This window comes from Flavobacterium sp. BFFFF1 (assembly GCF_002256285.1).
In the GTDB taxonomy this organism is placed as follows: Bacteria; Bacteroidota; Bacteroidia; order Flavobacteriales; family Flavobacteriaceae; genus Flavobacterium.
Genome location: NZ_NKJE01000003.1, coordinates 26,149 through 42,751, shown reverse-complemented (window position 1 = coordinate 42,751; position 16,603 = coordinate 26,149). Strand labels below are relative to the sequence as shown.

Annotated in this window: 13 protein-coding genes; 11 read left to right on the top strand and 2 right to left on the bottom strand. The window is 43.4% G+C overall.

The annotated features are described in order from the left end of the window. Positions 1 to 3: 3 nt before the first annotated feature. On the top strand, positions 4 to 2,364 hold the full coding sequence (locus CFE23_RS02360; protein WP_291083436.1) for a glycosyltransferase: 2,361 nt from the start codon (positions 4 to 6) through the stop codon (positions 2,362 to 2,364). Positions 2,365 to 2,396: 32 nt separating this feature from the next. Here the strand turns inward: CFE23_RS02360 and CFE23_RS02355 are convergent, their stop codons facing one another. Next, positions 2,397 to 2,927: a hypothetical protein gene (locus tag CFE23_RS02355; protein WP_291083433.1), complete on the bottom strand. Its 531-nt coding sequence runs from the start codon at positions 2,925 to 2,927 to the stop codon at positions 2,397 to 2,399. Between the two features lie 123 nt (positions 2,928 to 3,050). Between CFE23_RS02355 and CFE23_RS02350 the strand changes: the two genes are divergently transcribed. The 9 genes from CFE23_RS02350 (at position 3,051) to CFE23_RS02310 (ending at position 13,255) form a co-directional block, all read left to right on the top strand. Further along, a complete protein-coding gene (locus CFE23_RS02350; protein WP_291083430.1) occupies positions 3,051 to 3,602 on the top strand; it encodes a DUF1543 domain-containing protein in 552 nt (183 codons plus the stop codon). 268 nt (positions 3,603 to 3,870) lie between these two features. Continuing rightward, entirely contained in the window at positions 3,871 to 5,400 is a 1,530-nt protein-coding gene (gene guaA, locus CFE23_RS02345; RefSeq protein WP_291083427.1) for a glutamine-hydrolyzing GMP synthase, read from the top strand. Between the two features lie 39 nt (positions 5,401 to 5,439). Then, on the top strand, positions 5,440 to 7,374 hold the full coding sequence (locus CFE23_RS02340; protein WP_291083424.1) for a LysM peptidoglycan-binding domain-containing protein: 1,935 nt from the start codon (positions 5,440 to 5,442) through the stop codon (positions 7,372 to 7,374). A gap of 4 nt (positions 7,375 to 7,378) precedes the next feature. Next, complete coding sequence (locus CFE23_RS02335; protein WP_291083421.1) at positions 7,379 to 7,780, top strand: OsmC family protein; 402 nt, start codon at positions 7,379 to 7,381, stop codon at positions 7,778 to 7,780. A gap of 78 nt (positions 7,781 to 7,858) precedes the next feature. Further along, positions 7,859 to 8,092: a DUF3820 family protein gene (locus CFE23_RS02330; protein WP_291083418.1), complete on the top strand. Its 234-nt coding sequence runs from the start codon at positions 7,859 to 7,861 to the stop codon at positions 8,090 to 8,092. Between the two features lie 175 nt (positions 8,093 to 8,267). After that, positions 8,268 to 9,881 (top strand): CTP synthase, encoded by a 1,614-nt coding sequence (locus tag CFE23_RS02325; protein ID WP_291083415.1) that lies wholly within the window; start codon positions 8,268 to 8,270, stop codon positions 9,879 to 9,881. Between the two features lie 36 nt (positions 9,882 to 9,917). Then, the gene (yidC, locus tag CFE23_RS02320) at positions 9,918 to 11,825 is read left to right on the top strand and encodes a membrane protein insertase YidC (RefSeq protein WP_291083412.1); all 1,908 of its coding nucleotides are present in this window, start codon (positions 9,918 to 9,920) and stop codon (positions 11,823 to 11,825) included. A gap of 102 nt (positions 11,826 to 11,927) precedes the next feature. Further along, on the top strand, positions 11,928 to 12,641 hold the full coding sequence (locus CFE23_RS02315) for a hypothetical protein (protein ID WP_291083409.1): 714 nt from the start codon (positions 11,928 to 11,930) through the stop codon (positions 12,639 to 12,641). A gap of 56 nt (positions 12,642 to 12,697) precedes the next feature. Beyond that, entirely contained in the window at positions 12,698 to 13,255 is a 558-nt protein-coding gene (locus CFE23_RS02310; protein ID WP_291083406.1) for a DUF4956 domain-containing protein, read from the top strand. Here the strand turns inward: CFE23_RS02310 and CFE23_RS02305 are convergent. Next, positions 13,252 to 15,123 carry a PEP/pyruvate-binding domain-containing protein gene (locus tag CFE23_RS02305; RefSeq protein WP_291083403.1) on the bottom strand — a complete coding sequence of 624 codons (1,872 nt, stop codon included), beginning with the start codon at positions 15,121 to 15,123 and terminating at the stop codon, positions 13,252 to 13,254. The two genes, CFE23_RS02310 and CFE23_RS02305, sit on opposite strands and share 4 nt — an antisense overlap. Before the next feature lie 133 nt (positions 15,124 to 15,256). Here CFE23_RS02305 and mnmA point away from each other — a divergent pair, with 133 nt between their 5' ends. Next, positions 15,257 to 16,444 carry a tRNA 2-thiouridine(34) synthase MnmA gene (gene mnmA / locus CFE23_RS02300; RefSeq protein ID WP_291083400.1) on the top strand — a complete coding sequence of 396 codons (1,188 nt, stop codon included), beginning with the start codon at positions 15,257 to 15,259 and terminating at the stop codon, positions 16,442 to 16,444. Positions 16,445 to 16,603: the final 159 nt, after the last annotated feature.

Below are 16,603 nucleotides of genomic sequence, written 5' to 3'. Positions count from 1 at the left end.
ATTATGGAGACAAGAGACGGCCAAAACAGTAAAATCGGGAATGCAAATTTCCTGTCTTTTATGCCTAATGATCTTTCAGAGGATCACACCAACACGGACTCACACCAAGTACCTGAGGTATTACTCATCACATCCTATCCTCCCAGACAGTGCGGTATTGCCACTTACTCATATGATCTCATCAAGGCATTGAAGCAACAGTTTGTATATTCCTTTTCAATTCAGGTATGTGCGCTCGAAACGAACGAAGAACAGCATTCGTACAAGGATGATGTAAAATATGTCTTAAATACATCACAAGAACAATCTTACATTGATCTTGCTGAGAAAATAAATGCGGACGATAATATTAAGATTGTATTATTACAGCACGAATTTGGTTTTTTTGCGCAGCATGTAGTCCATTTTAATGCGTTCATTTCGAAACTAAACAAGCCGCTGGTGGTCGTTTTTCATACGGTGCTGCCCAGGCCAGATGAAGTTTTCAAGGCCAATGTGCAACACATCCTCGACACTGTCGATGGGATTATCGTAATGACCAACGGTGCTTCTGAAATCCTTTGCCGCGATTATCTCGTCGATGCGTCTAAAATCACAATTATTCCCCACGGCACACACTTAGTGCCGCACCTTGACAAAAAAGTACTTAAGGAGAAGTACCACCTGCAGGGAAGGAAGATTCTCTCTACTTTTGGTTTACTAAGTTCAGGAAAAAATATCGAAACGACGCTGGAAGCGCTTCCAAACATTGTCAAGACCTCACCGGAAGTACTGTTCCTGATCATCGGAAAAACACACCCTACGGTAGCTTTACGTGAAGGCGAACAATATCGGGAAATGCTTCAGCAGAAAATTACCGACCTGAATCTGCATAAGCATGTAAAATTCATCAACAAGTACCTGCCTTTGGAGGAGTTGCTGGAATACTTACAACTCACTGATGTTTATATTTTTACTTCAAATGACCCGAATCAGGCGGTAAGCGGAACATTTTCTTACGCGTTAAGCTGCGGCTGCCCGGTAATATCAACGCCGATTCCACATGCCAAAGAAGTTTTATCCGATGGAAGCGGAATATTATTTGATTTTGGAAACTCCAAAGAATTAGCAGAAGCGGTAAACAAGCTCCTTTTTGACGTAAACCTGCGCCATGATATTATTTTGAAAGGGCTGCATAAAATTACAGGTACGGCATGGGAAAATTCAGCGGTAGCGCACGCCAGGTTCCTGCAGAAGATTTCGAACAACAATCTTGAACTGCATTACAGGAATCCCGAAGTAAACCTTGATCATATTAAGAAAATGACCACCGATTTTGGGATGCTGCAATTTTCAAAAATTAACGCGCCAGACATCAATTCAGGATATACTATTGATGACAATGCCCGCGCACTTATTGCGTTGTGCCAGCACTATAAAATGACCCATGAAGAGGAAGATTTGAAATACATCAGGATTTACCTCGACTTCATAGCATATTGTGAAATGAGCGATGAGCAGTTTATGAATTATGTTGATTTCGGAACCAATTTCACAACGCAAAATGGAGAAGTTAATCTTGAAGATTCTACGGGACGCGCCATTTGGGCACTCGGATATGTGGTGTCACTGGCGATGATATTGCCAGAGGAAATAGTCTCTAAAGCAGAAGAAATCATCGAAAGGACATTCCGTTTCGTACAAAACACACACTCGCCAAGAGCCATGGCATTTATCCTTAAAGGTATATACTATTACAACAGGAGCATTGACAGTAAAACGACAATCGATCTTACAGAAATGTTTGCCGACCGTCTCGTTCAGATGTATCGACACGAGTCATCGGCGGAATGGAAATGGTTTGAAAGTTATCTTACCTATGCAAACAGTGTATTGCCTGAAGCCTTGCTTTGTGCCTATACAGTTACGGGAAACAGAATTTACAGGGACATCGCCAAAGAGTCTTTTGACTTCTTGATTTCTAAGACTTTTAACGAGACCGGAATTAAAGTGATATGCAATAAAACCTGGCAGCAAAAAGGTGTCGATGAAATGGTGTCTTTCGGTGAACAGCCAATAGATGTGGCTTACACCATTATAACGCTGCGGAAATTCCACGATATTTTTAAAGATCCTGATTACCTTACGAAAATGGAAATGGCGTTCAATTGGTTCCTGGGCAATAACCATTTAAACCAAATCATCTATAATCCTTGTACTGGGGGATGCTTTGATGGATTGGAAGAAAAAAATGTAAACCTCAATCAGGGGGCCGAGTCAACAGTAAGCTATCTCATGGCGCGTTTGATGAGTTACAAATACTTCGGAAACGAAAATAATGAGTATGCCCGTAGGAAGAATAAATCCTATAAATTGGTAAATTGATAAATGAAAAAGAGGCCCGAAAGCCTCTTTTTTTATTTGTTTTTTATCGGCTGAATCACTTTGATATGACTGTCGTCAATTCCATATGCAGAAATGACCGCGTTGTAGTCTTGTTTGTCCATCGCTTTCTTAGAGAAATACCCCGGAATGATTACAATCCTGAAAGTTTGGTTGTTGATGTACTGAGGCACCTGGCCCACGTTAAATGTTCCGCCTGCGTAAATCGTAAAATCTTCTTTACTGAAATCATAATCGTAATCCAATTCCCCTTCGTTTAGGAATAAGGTACGCGGAATCAATTGCCATATCGGTGTATTCGCGTCAATTAATCCTGATAAACGGTAGATGAGGATGTTGTCGGAGTCAAAAATATTGGGATTTAAGGTTCCATAAATAGTATACTCATTGTTGTTATTCAAAGTGAAGTTCACATTTCGAAGTTCAAAAACTTCACTCTCAACACCATCCGCGCCATCTGCACCCGGAGGTCCGGGATCGCCCTCGCAACTTTGAAAAACTGCCGCTGAGCCAATAAAGGCCAGTACTAATAATAAACGTTTCATAATTTTTAATTTTAGATTGATAATTTTTTATGCAATAAATGTATTTCAAAAACCCGCTGCAAAAAAAGGTTTTAAGAGAAATTTAATGAAATTAAATTGCTTATTTTGTATAAAAAGGACACAATGAAATTACATATGGTGATGCTTGGTGCGACGCCGCCCGGTCGTTTTACAGAACAGCATGATATATTTTTTGGGATTGGCGCTTCGTTGAAAGAGCTTGTGCCTCACATGCAGGCGTTTTGGCCCGAAGCTTTGGGGAAAATCCATATTGATGCCTGGCGCGAAGTCACAGAAGCCGATGGTTACCGGATTGAGATTGTGCCGAAGCAGGAAAATTTACAACACGAACAACTTTTTTTTATTAATCTTGGAGGATATAGGGAAAATGAGTTTGAAGAGTACCACTACAAAGTACTTGCCATCGGGAATACCATGGCAGAAGCATCTAAAAAGGCCAAAGCGACAACATTTTACAAACACTGCGGGTTTAAAGGTGCCGAATCCCATATAGACGACAAATTTGGGATTGATGTGGATGACATTTACAATGTGGGTGACATCCTTCCGGAAGCTTTCAGGAATAACTACTCGTTGAAAATTATCAGGGATGATAATGCGGAGAAGGATTTATTTCACATCGGTTATGTGAAAATTGAAAAGCTTCTAAAGTAATGAACCCAAAAATTTACTTTGCGTCATTGCTTTTTCGTGTAAATCGAATAATAAGAGAACATAAACGATGATTTTGAGTACACCATTGCCAGGTTTTGTCTGGTCGATTTATCGGATTCAAAATGCTTCAATATTAGGGCCAACGCACGGGAACGCAATAAAACGTTTGGCAAACAGCTTCGTGCAGCACCACTCTGGCACGAATAAATTTTTCTGCAAAAATTAAAAATGCATTTTTCAGTTTCCGAATATAAGGTTACTTTTGCACATGCAACACAACGTACTCATTTTAGATTTCGGATCGCAATACACACAACTAATTGCGAGAAGGGTTCGGGAACTCAATATCTTCTGCGAAATTTTCCCTTACAACCACATTCCTTCAGATTTATCAACCTACAAAGCCGTCATTCTTTCCGGCAGTCCATTCTCTGTCCGCGGTGAAGATGCGCCACATCCGGATTTATCGCAAATCCGCGGTGAATTGCCTTTGTTGGCGGTTTGCTATGGAGCGCAATACCTGTCACATTTCAGCGGAGGAGAAGTAGCGCCTTCAAACACACGGGAATATGGCCGTGCTAATCTCAGTTTTATCAAGTCCGGCGAGACTTTTTTTGAAGGTGTAAGCGAGAATTCACAAGTGTGGATGAGCCACAGCGATACCATCAAAAGACTACCCACAAATGGTGTTAAACTCGCAAGCACACACGATGTTGAAAATGCAGCGTATAGGATTGAAGGCGAAATGACTTATGCCATCCAATTCCATCCGGAAGTGTACCATTCCACAGACGGCAAGACGATGTTGGAAAACTTCCTGGTTAAAATTGCCGACGTTCCGCAAAGTTTTACGCCTAACGCTTTCGTAGAAGAAATCGTTGAAGAAATGAAGCAGAAAATAGGTGGTGACAAGGTGGTATTAGGCCTTTCAGGCGGCGTTGATTCAACCGTAGCAGCGGTTTTATTGCACAAAGCAATCGGCGAAAACCTGTATTGTATTTTTGTGAACAACGGCCTGCTGCGAAAAAATGAATTTGAAAGCGTATTGGATCAATACAAGCATATGGGGCTCAATGTGAAAGGCGTCGATGCGTCAGACCGTTTTCTGGATGCACTCGCCGGAATTGAGGAACCCGAATTGAAAAGAAAAGCCATCGGCCGTGTTTTTATAGAGGTTTTCGATGACGAAGCGCACCAGATTGAAGAGGTGAAGTGGCTGGCACAAGGCACAATTTATCCGGATGTTATCGAATCGGTTTCCGTAAAAGGACCTTCAGCCACAATTAAATCGCACCACAACGTCGGCGGCCTGCCGGATTATATGAAACTCAAGATTGTCGAGCCGCTTCGGATGCTTTTCAAAGATGAAGTGCGTAGGGTGGGGGCAACATTAGGAATCGATGCGGCCTTGTTAGGCAGGCACCCATTCCCAGGACCTGGATTGTCAATCAGGATTCTTGGCGATATTACCCCTGAAAAAGTACGGATCCTGCAGGAAGTGGATGCGGTATTTATTGATGGTTTGAAATCCTGGGGGCTATATGACAAAGTCTGGCAGGCGGGGGCCATCCTATTGCCCGTAAACAGTGTTGGGGTAATGGGGGATGAGCGAACCTATGAAAAGGTAGTGGCCCTTCGCGCAGTGGAATCCACGGACGGCATGACCGCGGACTGGGTGCATCTTCCTTACGACTTCCTGATGAAAGTGTCTAATGACATCATCAACAAAGTAAAAGGTGTAAACCGCGTGGTTTATGACATCAGTTCAAAACCGCCTGCAACAATCGAATGGGAGTAATTTCGCAGTATCTTAGCAATAATATTTAAAACCAAATCAATGAAACAGTTTCTGTTGTTCTTCGCCCTGATCCTATTTTCCTGTTCTTCATTGGCACAGGATAAAATTATTAAGCACAAAGTAGCAAAAGGGGAAACGATTACACAGATCGCTGACAAATATAAGATTACTACGTCTGAAATTTACAAGCTGAACCCTGACTCCCGAAGCGGACTCAAACCGGATATGGTGCTTTTGATTCAAAGTAAAGTGAAAGCTGCCCCCAGTAAAAAAGAAGCGACAACATTGGTACCACATGTGGTGGAATCCGGTGAAACCGTTTATGGACTGACTAAAAAATACAATATTACCGAAGAGGAATTGATGAAGGCGAATCCGGGACTTTCGAAAGACGGTCTGAAAATAGGGCAATCCATAAATCTTCCGTCAAAATCACCCGTTAAAGAATCCAAAAAAGATAAGAAAGCAGATAAAAAGCAGGAGCCTGTTTACCACACGGTAGAATCAAAGGAAACGAAATATTCGATTGCAAAAAAATACAACACTACCGTCAGCCAGATCGATAATGATAATCCTGAAGTAAAGGATGGATTGCAAATAGGCTTTCGCCTGAAAATTTTTCCGTGTACAAACAAGGCAGACCAGGAAGTTACGGTGGAAGAGGATCAAACGGTAAAAATAAAGCCAATTATTGTAAAACCGGAATACACTGACTACCAGGTAAAGCCAAAGGAGACACTTTACAGCCTTAGCCGAAAACTGGGGATGACACAGGAAGCGTTGATTAAGCTTAATCCTGAATTGGGTGACGGCGTTAAGGAAGGCATGACAATCAAATATCCTGCTTCGGTAAAAATTAATGAAACGGTAACCAAAGACGGTACAGCGCTTTCTAAAAATATCAAAACCGATGTCCGCAAACAGTTGGTGCTGTTACTGCCTTTTAATATTTCAAAAATAGAAGGAGACACTGTAAACTCAACACAAGCCCGCCTCAAAAAGGATAAATTCCTGAACATGACACTCGATTTTTATTCCGGTGCATTGATGGCTGTGGACTCGGCAAAAACCCTAAACCTAAACATCGATGTGAGGATTTATGATTCACAGGAGACGAAAAGCGCATCAGCAGCGGCAACACTGATTAGCCAGAATGATATCAGTAAAGCCGATGTGGTTATCGGACCATTTTACCAGGCCAACGTGGAGAAGACCGCTGACTTGCTCAACAAAGGCCACGTCCCGGTTATTTCGCCATTGTCAAAAGAAACCGGTAAACAGTTTCCTAACTTACTGCAATCGATGCCGTCGTCGGAATTGATTAAGAACGAAATGATCGAATTCCTGCGTTTAAAAAATGGCAATATTACAGCTATCGTCGACCCTAAAAGGTTGTCTACGAAACAATTCCTGTCGCAATACCACAAGGATGTAAAGTTGATTGGGCTGAATGAAAAAGGACTGGTATCGGCAGATAGCGTTGCGAAGAAGTTTGTCAAAGGCAAAACAAATTATGTCATCATTGATACTGAAAAGACGGGATTAATCCTGAGCACGATGAATGTATTGATTCCAATGATGGCGGACTACCAGCTGCAGCTCGTCATCCTTGAGAAGAATGACACTTTCGATTTTGAAGAAATTTCGCTCGCAAAGCTGGCAAAACTACACCTCATGTACCCTTCTTTGACTAAGGATAACGATACCCCTGAGGCATTATTATTTGAAAAAGATTATAAAGAGAAGAACAAAATATTCCCAAATCAATATGCAACCCGCGGTTTTGATGTGGTTTTTGATGCGATGTTAAGGCTTTCCCAGGAAAAATCATTTATGGAAACCATCGAAGGCAACGCTACGGAACAAGTAGAAAATAAATTTGATTACGAAAAAATGCCTTCGGGGAATTATGTAAACAAAGGCTTTTACATCCTTTATTACGATACGGATCTTTCAGTTAAAGAAGCAAATTAATACCATGACATCAAAAGTAACTTACCTTGGCGAACTCCGCACATCGTCAATACACCTGCAGTCCGGAAGCGAAATCATCACAGATGCTCCAACAGACAATCACGGGAAAGGTGAAGCCTTCTCGCCAACGGACTTGGTCGCCAATGCAGCGGGAAGCTGTATGGTGTCCATCATGGCCATAAAATCCAAAGACCTTGAACTTGACCTTACGGGATCTACGGTTGAGGTGACGAAAGTCATGCAGGCGGAGCCGCGTAAAATCGCTAAAATCATTATCGTAATGAACATGTCGGTCAGTACATCGGATAAGAATAAGACAATACTGGAACGGGCCGCTATGACCTGCCCGGTTTTCCTCAGTCTGCACCCGGATATCGAGAAAGAGGTAATGTTTAACTGGAAATAATAGCGAATAGAATCTAGAGTCATGATTTAAGGCAGCAACATCTTGATTCTTGATTCTTTGTTCTTTCTTCTGATAGATATGACCCCCGACCAAAAACAACTCATCAAGCTCGCCCATACCAAAATGCCCTTCGGAAAATACGAGGGGCGTTTTCTTATTGAGCTGCCGGAATATTACCTGGTCTGGTATCAGAATAAGGGATTTCCCAAAGGCGAATTGGGGCAGCAAATGCAGTTGGTTTACGAACTGCGCCTGAATGGACTCGAAGAACTCCTACGCAATATCAGGAAGCAATACCCGAAAGGGATTTAGAAAATGCGGAAATTAGAAAATGAGATAATTTGATTATCAATTTCGATATAATATTGTTTTTCCAGGGATGCACATTTTCTAATTATCTAATTACCCGATTATCTAATTAATTCCCTACTTTTGCGACGTTTTTTAGCATAACTACAACTACAGCAACACAACAAACAACAACAGCATGAATCAAACGAAATATATTTTTGTTACAGGTGGTGTGACATCCTCTTTGGGAAAAGGGATTATCGCGGCTTCGTTGGCAAAACTATTACAGGCAAGAGGCTACCGGACCACCATTCAGAAGTTCGATCCATATATTAATGTGGATCCGGGAACACTGAATCCGTATGAACATGGCGAATGTTTCGTCACCGATGACGGAGCAGAAACCGACCTCGACCTCGGGCACTATGAACGATTCCTGAATGTCCCCACCTCACAGGCCAATAACGTCACTACCGGGAGGGTTTATTTATCGGTAATAGAGAAAGAACGTCGCGGAGAATTTCTTGGAAAAACAGTACAGGTCGTTCCCCACATCACCAACGAAATCAAGGAAAGAATGCAGTTGCTTGGCAATTCCGGCGATTTTGACATTGTAATCACTGAAATAGGAGGGACCGTAGGCGACATTGAGTCGTTACCATATATCGAATCCGTGCGACAGCTCGTCTGGGAATTAGGTGAAAATAACGGCATCGTAATCCACCTGACACTCGTGCCTTTCCTTGCCGCTGCCGGAGAGCTAAAAACCAAACCTACGCAGCATTCCGTAAAAACGCTGATGGAAAGCGGAATCAAGGCTGACATCCTCGTTTGCCGTACAGAACACGAGCTTTCAGATGAACTGCGCCAGAAACTGGCGTTATTCTGCAACGTAAAAAGAGAAGCCGTAATCCAGTCTATTGATGCTTCAACGATTTATGAAGTGCCAAATTTAATGCTGGAGGAAGGACTCGATGTCGTAGCTTTAAAAAAACTATCGCTTCCGCAGAAAAATACGCCCGATTTGAAAAACTGGACCGTATTCCTGCAACGGCTTAAAAACCCAAAGCATGTCGTAAACATCGGTCTTGTTGGAAAATACGTGGAATTACAGGATTCATACAAATCTATTCTGGAAGCATTTATTCACGCTGGAGCCGCTAATGAAACCAAAGTAAACGTCGTTTCTGTGCATTCTGAATACATCGACGCACACAATGTAGCCGATAAATTCGACGGTCTTGACGGAATTCTCGTCGCGCCGGGATTCGGTGAAAGGGGAATCGAAGGAAAGATTGAAGCCGTGCGTTATGCACGTGAAAATAACATTCCATTCTTCGGGATCTGCCTTGGAATGCAGATGGCCGTCATCGAATATTCGCGGAACGTACTCGGGTTAGCCGATGCCAATTCCACCGAAATGAATATCGGCACGGCGCATCCCGTAATCGATTTGATGGAAGAGCAGAAAACCATCACTCACAAAGGGGGCACGATGCGCCTTGGTGCCTGGAAGTGTGATATTACCCCCAATACCCTGGCGCATGCCATCTATGGTAAAGAAAGCATCATGGAACGCCACCGCCACCGCTATGAGTTCAACGGCGATTACCTTGAAAAACTGCAATCCGCAGGATTAAAGCCATCCGGAATTAACCCTGAGACGGGACTTGTAGAAATTATCGAAATTGAAAAACATCCGTTTTTTATCGGGGTACAATACCACCCTGAATATAAAAGTACTGTAGCAAACCCGCACCCACTGTTCGTGAGTTTTGTGGCGGCTACGGTGAAAGCAAAGCAAAAATGATTTATAAATAACTGTTAGCGAAAGCTATAAAACAAGATGGAAGAAAAGAAGCTTGACGTAAAGTCGATTGTTGGTTTTGTACTGATTTTTGGAATATTGATGTGGATGATGTATCCAAAAGAACCAACCAAACAGGAATTGGCAGCGGAGAAAGCCAAAAAAGAACAGCTTGCCAAAGACGCAGCGCAGCAAAAAAACACCAAAACTGCAGAAATCGTGGCGCCCACAGCCGATTCCCTCAAAGGGGATTCGACCCAAATCGCCAAACTTAAAGGTACGCTGGGCGATTTCGCGTATTCAGCAACACTTCCTTCGGCTAAGGAAAACCTGACAACCATTGAAAATGGACTGGTCAGCCTGACTATTGCCAACAAAGGCGGTTACATTGTCAGTGCCAAGCTGAAAAAATACGAAAGGATCAAAAAAGGATCGGGCGATCTGGTGGAGTTAATCCACAACAATAACGCCGGGCTAAACCTGAAACTGCAAACGCAGGACAACCGCGTAATCGATACCAAAAACATGTTTTTCGAACCAACGCTGTCAAAATCAGGTGAAAACCAGGTGCTCAGCATGCGTCTAAAAACAGGACCCGACGCGTTCCTGGAATATACTTACGTGTTGAAGCCTACCGACTATATGCTGGATTTCACCGTGCGCTCACAAGGCCTGAACAAGGTACTGAACACGTCCAAACCGGCTGACCTCGAATGGACACTTAAAAGCTTCCGCAATGAGAAAAGCGCTAGCTATGAAGCCCGTTACGCCGATTTGCGTTACGCATATGAGGATTCAAAACAGGACTATTTAGGACAGGGTAAAGACAAGACTGAAACCGTAGACAAAGTGTCTTACATCGCTTTCAAACAGCATTTCTTTACGTCGATCCTGTTAACAGACAAGCCGTTTACAAAAGCCGAACTGTATTCTGACAACCTTGTCCACAACGACCAGGTTGATACCGTATTCACAAAGCAGTTTCGCGCTACGGTGCCACTGGCATTTGAGAATGGCGAGCTGAATCAGAAAATGAACTGGTACTACGGCCCGACAGATTATGGCATCCTGAAAACATACGACCGCAACATCGAAAAGATCGTCCCACTAGGCTGGGGGATTTTCGGGTGGATCAACCGTTACCTTTTTATTCCCGCTTACGATTTCTTCAGCCTGTTCATGTCACAGGGACTGGCCATCATTTTCTTTACCATCCTGATCAAGCTGATCATGTCGCCGGTGACCTACAAGTCATTTCTGTCACAGGCTAAGATGAAAGTACTGCGCCCGGATATCGCTGAATTGGGAGAGAAATTCAAAAAAGACCCGATGAAGAAACAGCAGGAAACCATGAAATTATACAACAAGGCCGGCGTGAATCCAATGGCCGGATGTATCCCTGCACTGCTCCAGATGCCGGTATTTTATGCTCTGTTCCAGTTCTTTCCATCGGCGCTGAGTTTAAGGCAGGAAGGGTTTCTTTGGGCAACCGATTTGTCGTCGTTCGATTCTGTATATAAGCTGCCGTTTTTCATTCCACTATATGGAAACCACATCAGCTTATTCCCGATCCTCGCATCGATCGCAATTTTCTTTTATATGAAAATGACAACCGGTGACCAGCAGGCCGCCGCTCCGCAACAGGAAGGCATGCCGGATATGGCAAAAATCATGAAGGTGATGATTTATGTGTCGCCCTTGATGATGTTGTTTTTCTTCAACAATTATGCGTCAGGACTGAGTTTGTATTACTTCATCTCCAACCTGATTACGATTGGAATTATGCTTGTAATCAAAAATTACATCGTGGATACCGACAAGATTCATGCACAGATTCAGGAAAACAAGCTGAAAGAGCCTAAGAAAAAAAGCGGCTTCCAGCAAAAACTCCAGGACATGATGGAACAGGCAGAAGCTGAGAAAGCCAATGGCAAAAAAACAAAATAGCAGCAAAGCATCCGTAAGGGTGCTTTTTGCATTGGCATAATCCGCAATATTATTCACGTTCAAACGTTTTTGGTTGTGCGTCTAACTGATTTAAACTTTATTATGAATAGCAATCGAATGATTCTAATGGTTGTTTTACTGCTGAATGCGGTAACGACATTTGCGCAGGAAATTAATAAAACTGATGCCAGTGGCAAAAAGCATGGTGTGTGGAAAGGAACTTACGAAACGTCTAAGCGACCCCGTTACGAAGGAACCTTCGAGCACGGTATCGAGACAGGAACATTCAAATATTTTGATGATACCAAGACTGGTTTAGTAATTGCCACACGGGTTTTCAGCGACAACGGTAAAGTGGCTTACACCACCCTCTTTGACCGGAAAGGTTTTATTGTCAGTGAAGGGAAGACGGTGAATAAAATGAACGAGGGCGAATGGAAATACTATCATGAAGCGTCAAAAGAAATTATGACGCTCGAGACATATCTCAGTGGAAAGTTGAACGGTGTCCGCAAAGTGTTCTATCCCGGCGGTGCCATCGCAGAAGAAGCCATGTACAAAGATGGACTCAAAAATGGCAGCTATAAAAAATATACCGAAAAAGGCGTCGTCCTCGAAGAGTCAAATTATAAGAATGGCAATTACGACGGCATCGCGATTTTCCGGGAGAGTACCGGCGATATCGCATCTAAAGGCCCATTTGTGAATGGGCAGAAGAAAGGTGTGTGGGAATTTTATAAAAATGGAAAGCTGAAAGAAAAAAAGAAATTTCCCGAAGTGAAGAAATTCGCCAAAGGTGTAATAAAACAAAATTAAACTATAATCGGGTATCTCATTATTTTCTATAGATTTACGTCTGTAAAAATCAAACCATGAGTATACTCGAATTAGGCAGTAGGTTCCTGCTGCTGACCGTTTCCGTTTTGATCCTCTATTTTTTCTCCAACAGAAATAAGGCTGAAACCATTCACCCGTTATACATGGTTGTCGGGCTTTGTACGTTCTCGCTCTGTTACCTTTTTACCAAAATCGATATCGGTATTGGTGTTGGCTTCGGACTTTTCGCCATTTTCTCAGTGTTGCGTTTCCGGGCAAAGTCGTTCTCAATCAATGGCATTATATTCATGTTTGCTTCGTTGACGCTGTCGATTTTAGACGTGATGTACCCTGTGGAGCAATACGGAGTCCTGATTTTCTTTCAGGTGGCCATCTTAATCCTGTACCTGATTTCATCCCTTGTCTACTTTGACAAGGTGTCAAAATACAGCAATAGCTGTGAATTGGTCGTGGTGTATGAAGCCGGCTTTAGTCCCGAGGACAAACACATCCGGAAAGTCATTAAGGAAAAAACCGATCTGGGAGACTTTCACTACGAAGTGATTTTGGTGAACACCGTAGACAAGGAAGTCAAAATCAAAGTCTATTATTAGTCATTAAAAACGCGAATCTGCTTGATGTAAAGCTCCCGTTTTTTACCCACAATCTTAAATTCGATATCTGCAACGGCAATTGGTTTCTTCCAATACCGCCGCAGTTTTGAGCTCAGGTAATACGATGCAAGGCAAATCCTGTTGATTTCGGCCGTCGTCAATATCGGCTCGTTTTTGTTGAGGTTGGACAGCGATACATAGTCGACTTCGAAATTTTCCAGATTCTCATTAAACTTATACGCGGTAAACTGCTCGCAGACTTCGCCCTTTTCCGGCTTCACCACCGAGTTTTCCCCTTTTTGTACGTTTACCGTGATCCCGGGGAACTCTGTCCGCGAAATATTCTTCGTAATCACCACGCCATTCGCCAGTTCATCAGGAAACGAACGGTGGAATAAAACCCCCATCGCAACCGCGCGCTGGTCGATGCCGAAATGCTCGCGCTCATAATAAGGCGCTTCATTCCAAACGCTGGCCCATACTTCTTTTATAGCCTTCTCAAACGTCTTAACGCTGTCGCCGACGATTCCCGTTTTTGAATCGTATAATCCCGCACCGTTAAATCCGTCAATATCCTCAGCGTTGGTAGAAGATCGGAACCGGAAATTCTTAAACGCCGACTGGTTTCCCGTAATCGCATTGATACCATTGATCAGCGATGCATCAATCGGGGCCTTCTTAATCGCCGATCGGATTTTCTTCAACTGCTCGTCAATCCACTGGGCGTCGTTTTTGTTGGTATGCGAAAGTAATTCGTCAATCAACTCCCGAATTTTCTGTTTCCTGACATGCTGCCGGTAATAGTAAAAAGGAATCGCATGCGCATATTCAGGGACTTTAAAAATCGGGCGTTCTTTAGCTGCAGCAATCAGATAGGACATATTCTGGGCTTTGGCACCGATGGCTTTGGCACCGTTTGGTGTGACCTGCGACAAATCAAAGATCCGGAAACTCACCGTATCCAGTTCCAGCTTTCGTTTTTTAGCCATTGCCCCGACGTTCATTTTTTTATCGGTGGCGCTTATATAAAACGTATCCACCTCAATCTTCAACGCCACTTTTTTATTCAGCAAATCCTTAAAACGTCTGTCCGCAATCGCTTTTGTATACGCCATGACCGGAATTTTCCTGTTCTTTCCCAATATGACCAAATGGCTTAGAGGCGTCTGCAGTTCGTTCACGATAATTCCTTTTACGTCGGGCAGCATCTCTGGCGTTCCATCAATGATTACGATCTCATCACTTCCGGGTTTGGTAGTTTCGAGTTGTTTTAAGGTATATGTCTTTAGAATACCAACCGCCGATCCATGGACTACTTCCTGGTAGCTGACATCATTAAAAATATAATCCGAGGCCACGCAGGGAATGCTGAATTTCTTTGCGGCATACTCGGCGATCTTTTCGCGGGTGTTTAAATAAAATTTTAGCTTTTTCCCAATGTATACGGAACTGCTTACCAGCTTGTAAAATTGCTCTATCAGTGCAATCGGCATATGATCAGAAGCGGCAAGTTCAAAAACCCATTTTTCAGTTCCCTTCACATGGTTTAGATTCCCTAGCAGGAAATCACGAGATTCCGCAGAAGCACTGTAATTGTCGGCATTGAAAAAATACAAGTCTTTGGTATAGCCCAATTGGTCCACAACAAATTCATAGTGGAGCTTGATTTTCGTACTGTTGAAGTAATAGAGTTTCCTGTTTTTAAGATCGTAAATCACCTTCACCGACTCGACATTCGAGAATTTATCACTCAGCGGTTTCCCCTTCAGCGATTTATAAGTCTTGTAATCAGGAATGGAATTGTACGAAGTCTGGCTCAGTGCCATGCCAAAACAAAGGATAAAAAAACAGCAAACGATGGATTTCATAAGACCGATGTTGTGGTTAAAGATAACTATTTTACAATCAGTTTATTTTAACCTGTCATAATTTTAAGCAATCACAACCGGTACGGTTTTGAGGTTTTAATTGCTTAAATTTGCGGCAGAATAATTGTCAATAATGAAAAGAGTAGTGGTGGGGCTTTCGGGCGGAGTGGATTCCAGCGTTGCAGCATACCTGTTGCAGCAGCAGGGGTATGAAGTGATTGGTTTGTTTATGAAGAACTGGCACGATGATTCGGTAACGATCTCAAACGAATGTCCGTGGCTTGAAGACAGCAACGACGCATTATTGGTCGCCGAAAAACTCGGCATCCCATTCCAGACCGTAGACCTGAGCGAACAATACAAGGAAAAGATTGTCGATTACATGTTTGCCGAATATGAAAAAGGCCGCACGCCCAATCCGGATGTGCTCTGCAACCGTGAAATCAAGTTCGACGTGTTCATGAAAATTGCACTAAGCCTCGGTGCCGACTATGTGGCTACCGGACACTATTGCCGCAAAGGTGAAACAGAAGTCGATGGCAAAACGGTGTACCAATTACTATCCGGTGCCGATAACAACAAAGACCAATCCTATTTCCTATGCCAGCTGTCACAGGAACAACTCGCGAAAGCGCTGTTCCCGATTGGCGAACTGACGAAACCCGAAGTACGCCAAATTGCTTCAGAAATGGATCTTGTTACTGCCGAAAAGAAAGATTCTCAGGGACTTTGCTTTATTGGTAAAGTGCGCCTGCCCGAATTCCTGCAACAAAAACTGCAGCCTAAGGAAGGCATCATTATCCAGGTCGATAAAGACGATGCGGTATTCTCCATCGCGAAACCTGAAACGGATTCCGTCGAATCAGCGTTAGCGTTCGAAGCGGCAAAGCGTCCTTTCGGCGAAGCCCAAGGCAAAGTCGTCGGGAAACACCAGGGTGCCCATTATTTTACAAATGGACAACGCAAAGGACTTGGGGTGGGAGGTACGACCGAACCGTTATTCATCATCGCCACCGATGTAGACCGAAACATTGTATATACCGGCCTCGGCAGTGAACATCCCGGATTGTTCAGGAAAGCCTTGTTCGTCAACCCATCTGAAGTCCACTGGATCCGCGAAGATATGGCCCTGCAAAACGGCCAGACACTCGAGGTGATGGCGCGCATCCGCTACCGCCAGCCATTGCAAAAAGCGACGTTGTATCAATTCGAAAACGGAATGTACGTTTCTTTTGATGAGCCGCAGTCTGCGATCACTGAAGGGCAGTTTGTCGCGTGGTACCATGATGACGAATTGTTGGGATCGGGGGTTATTTCTTAAATTCTCCTTACCCCAGCCCTCTCAAATGGAGCGGGAGCTGAAACGCTGGTAAAACAAGGCAAATATTGATGTACAATGTCAAGTCTCACCACAAACACTCCCCTCCCGACACGAGGGGCCGGGGGCGAGAATTAAGTACGTTAAGTCTTTCAATCATCC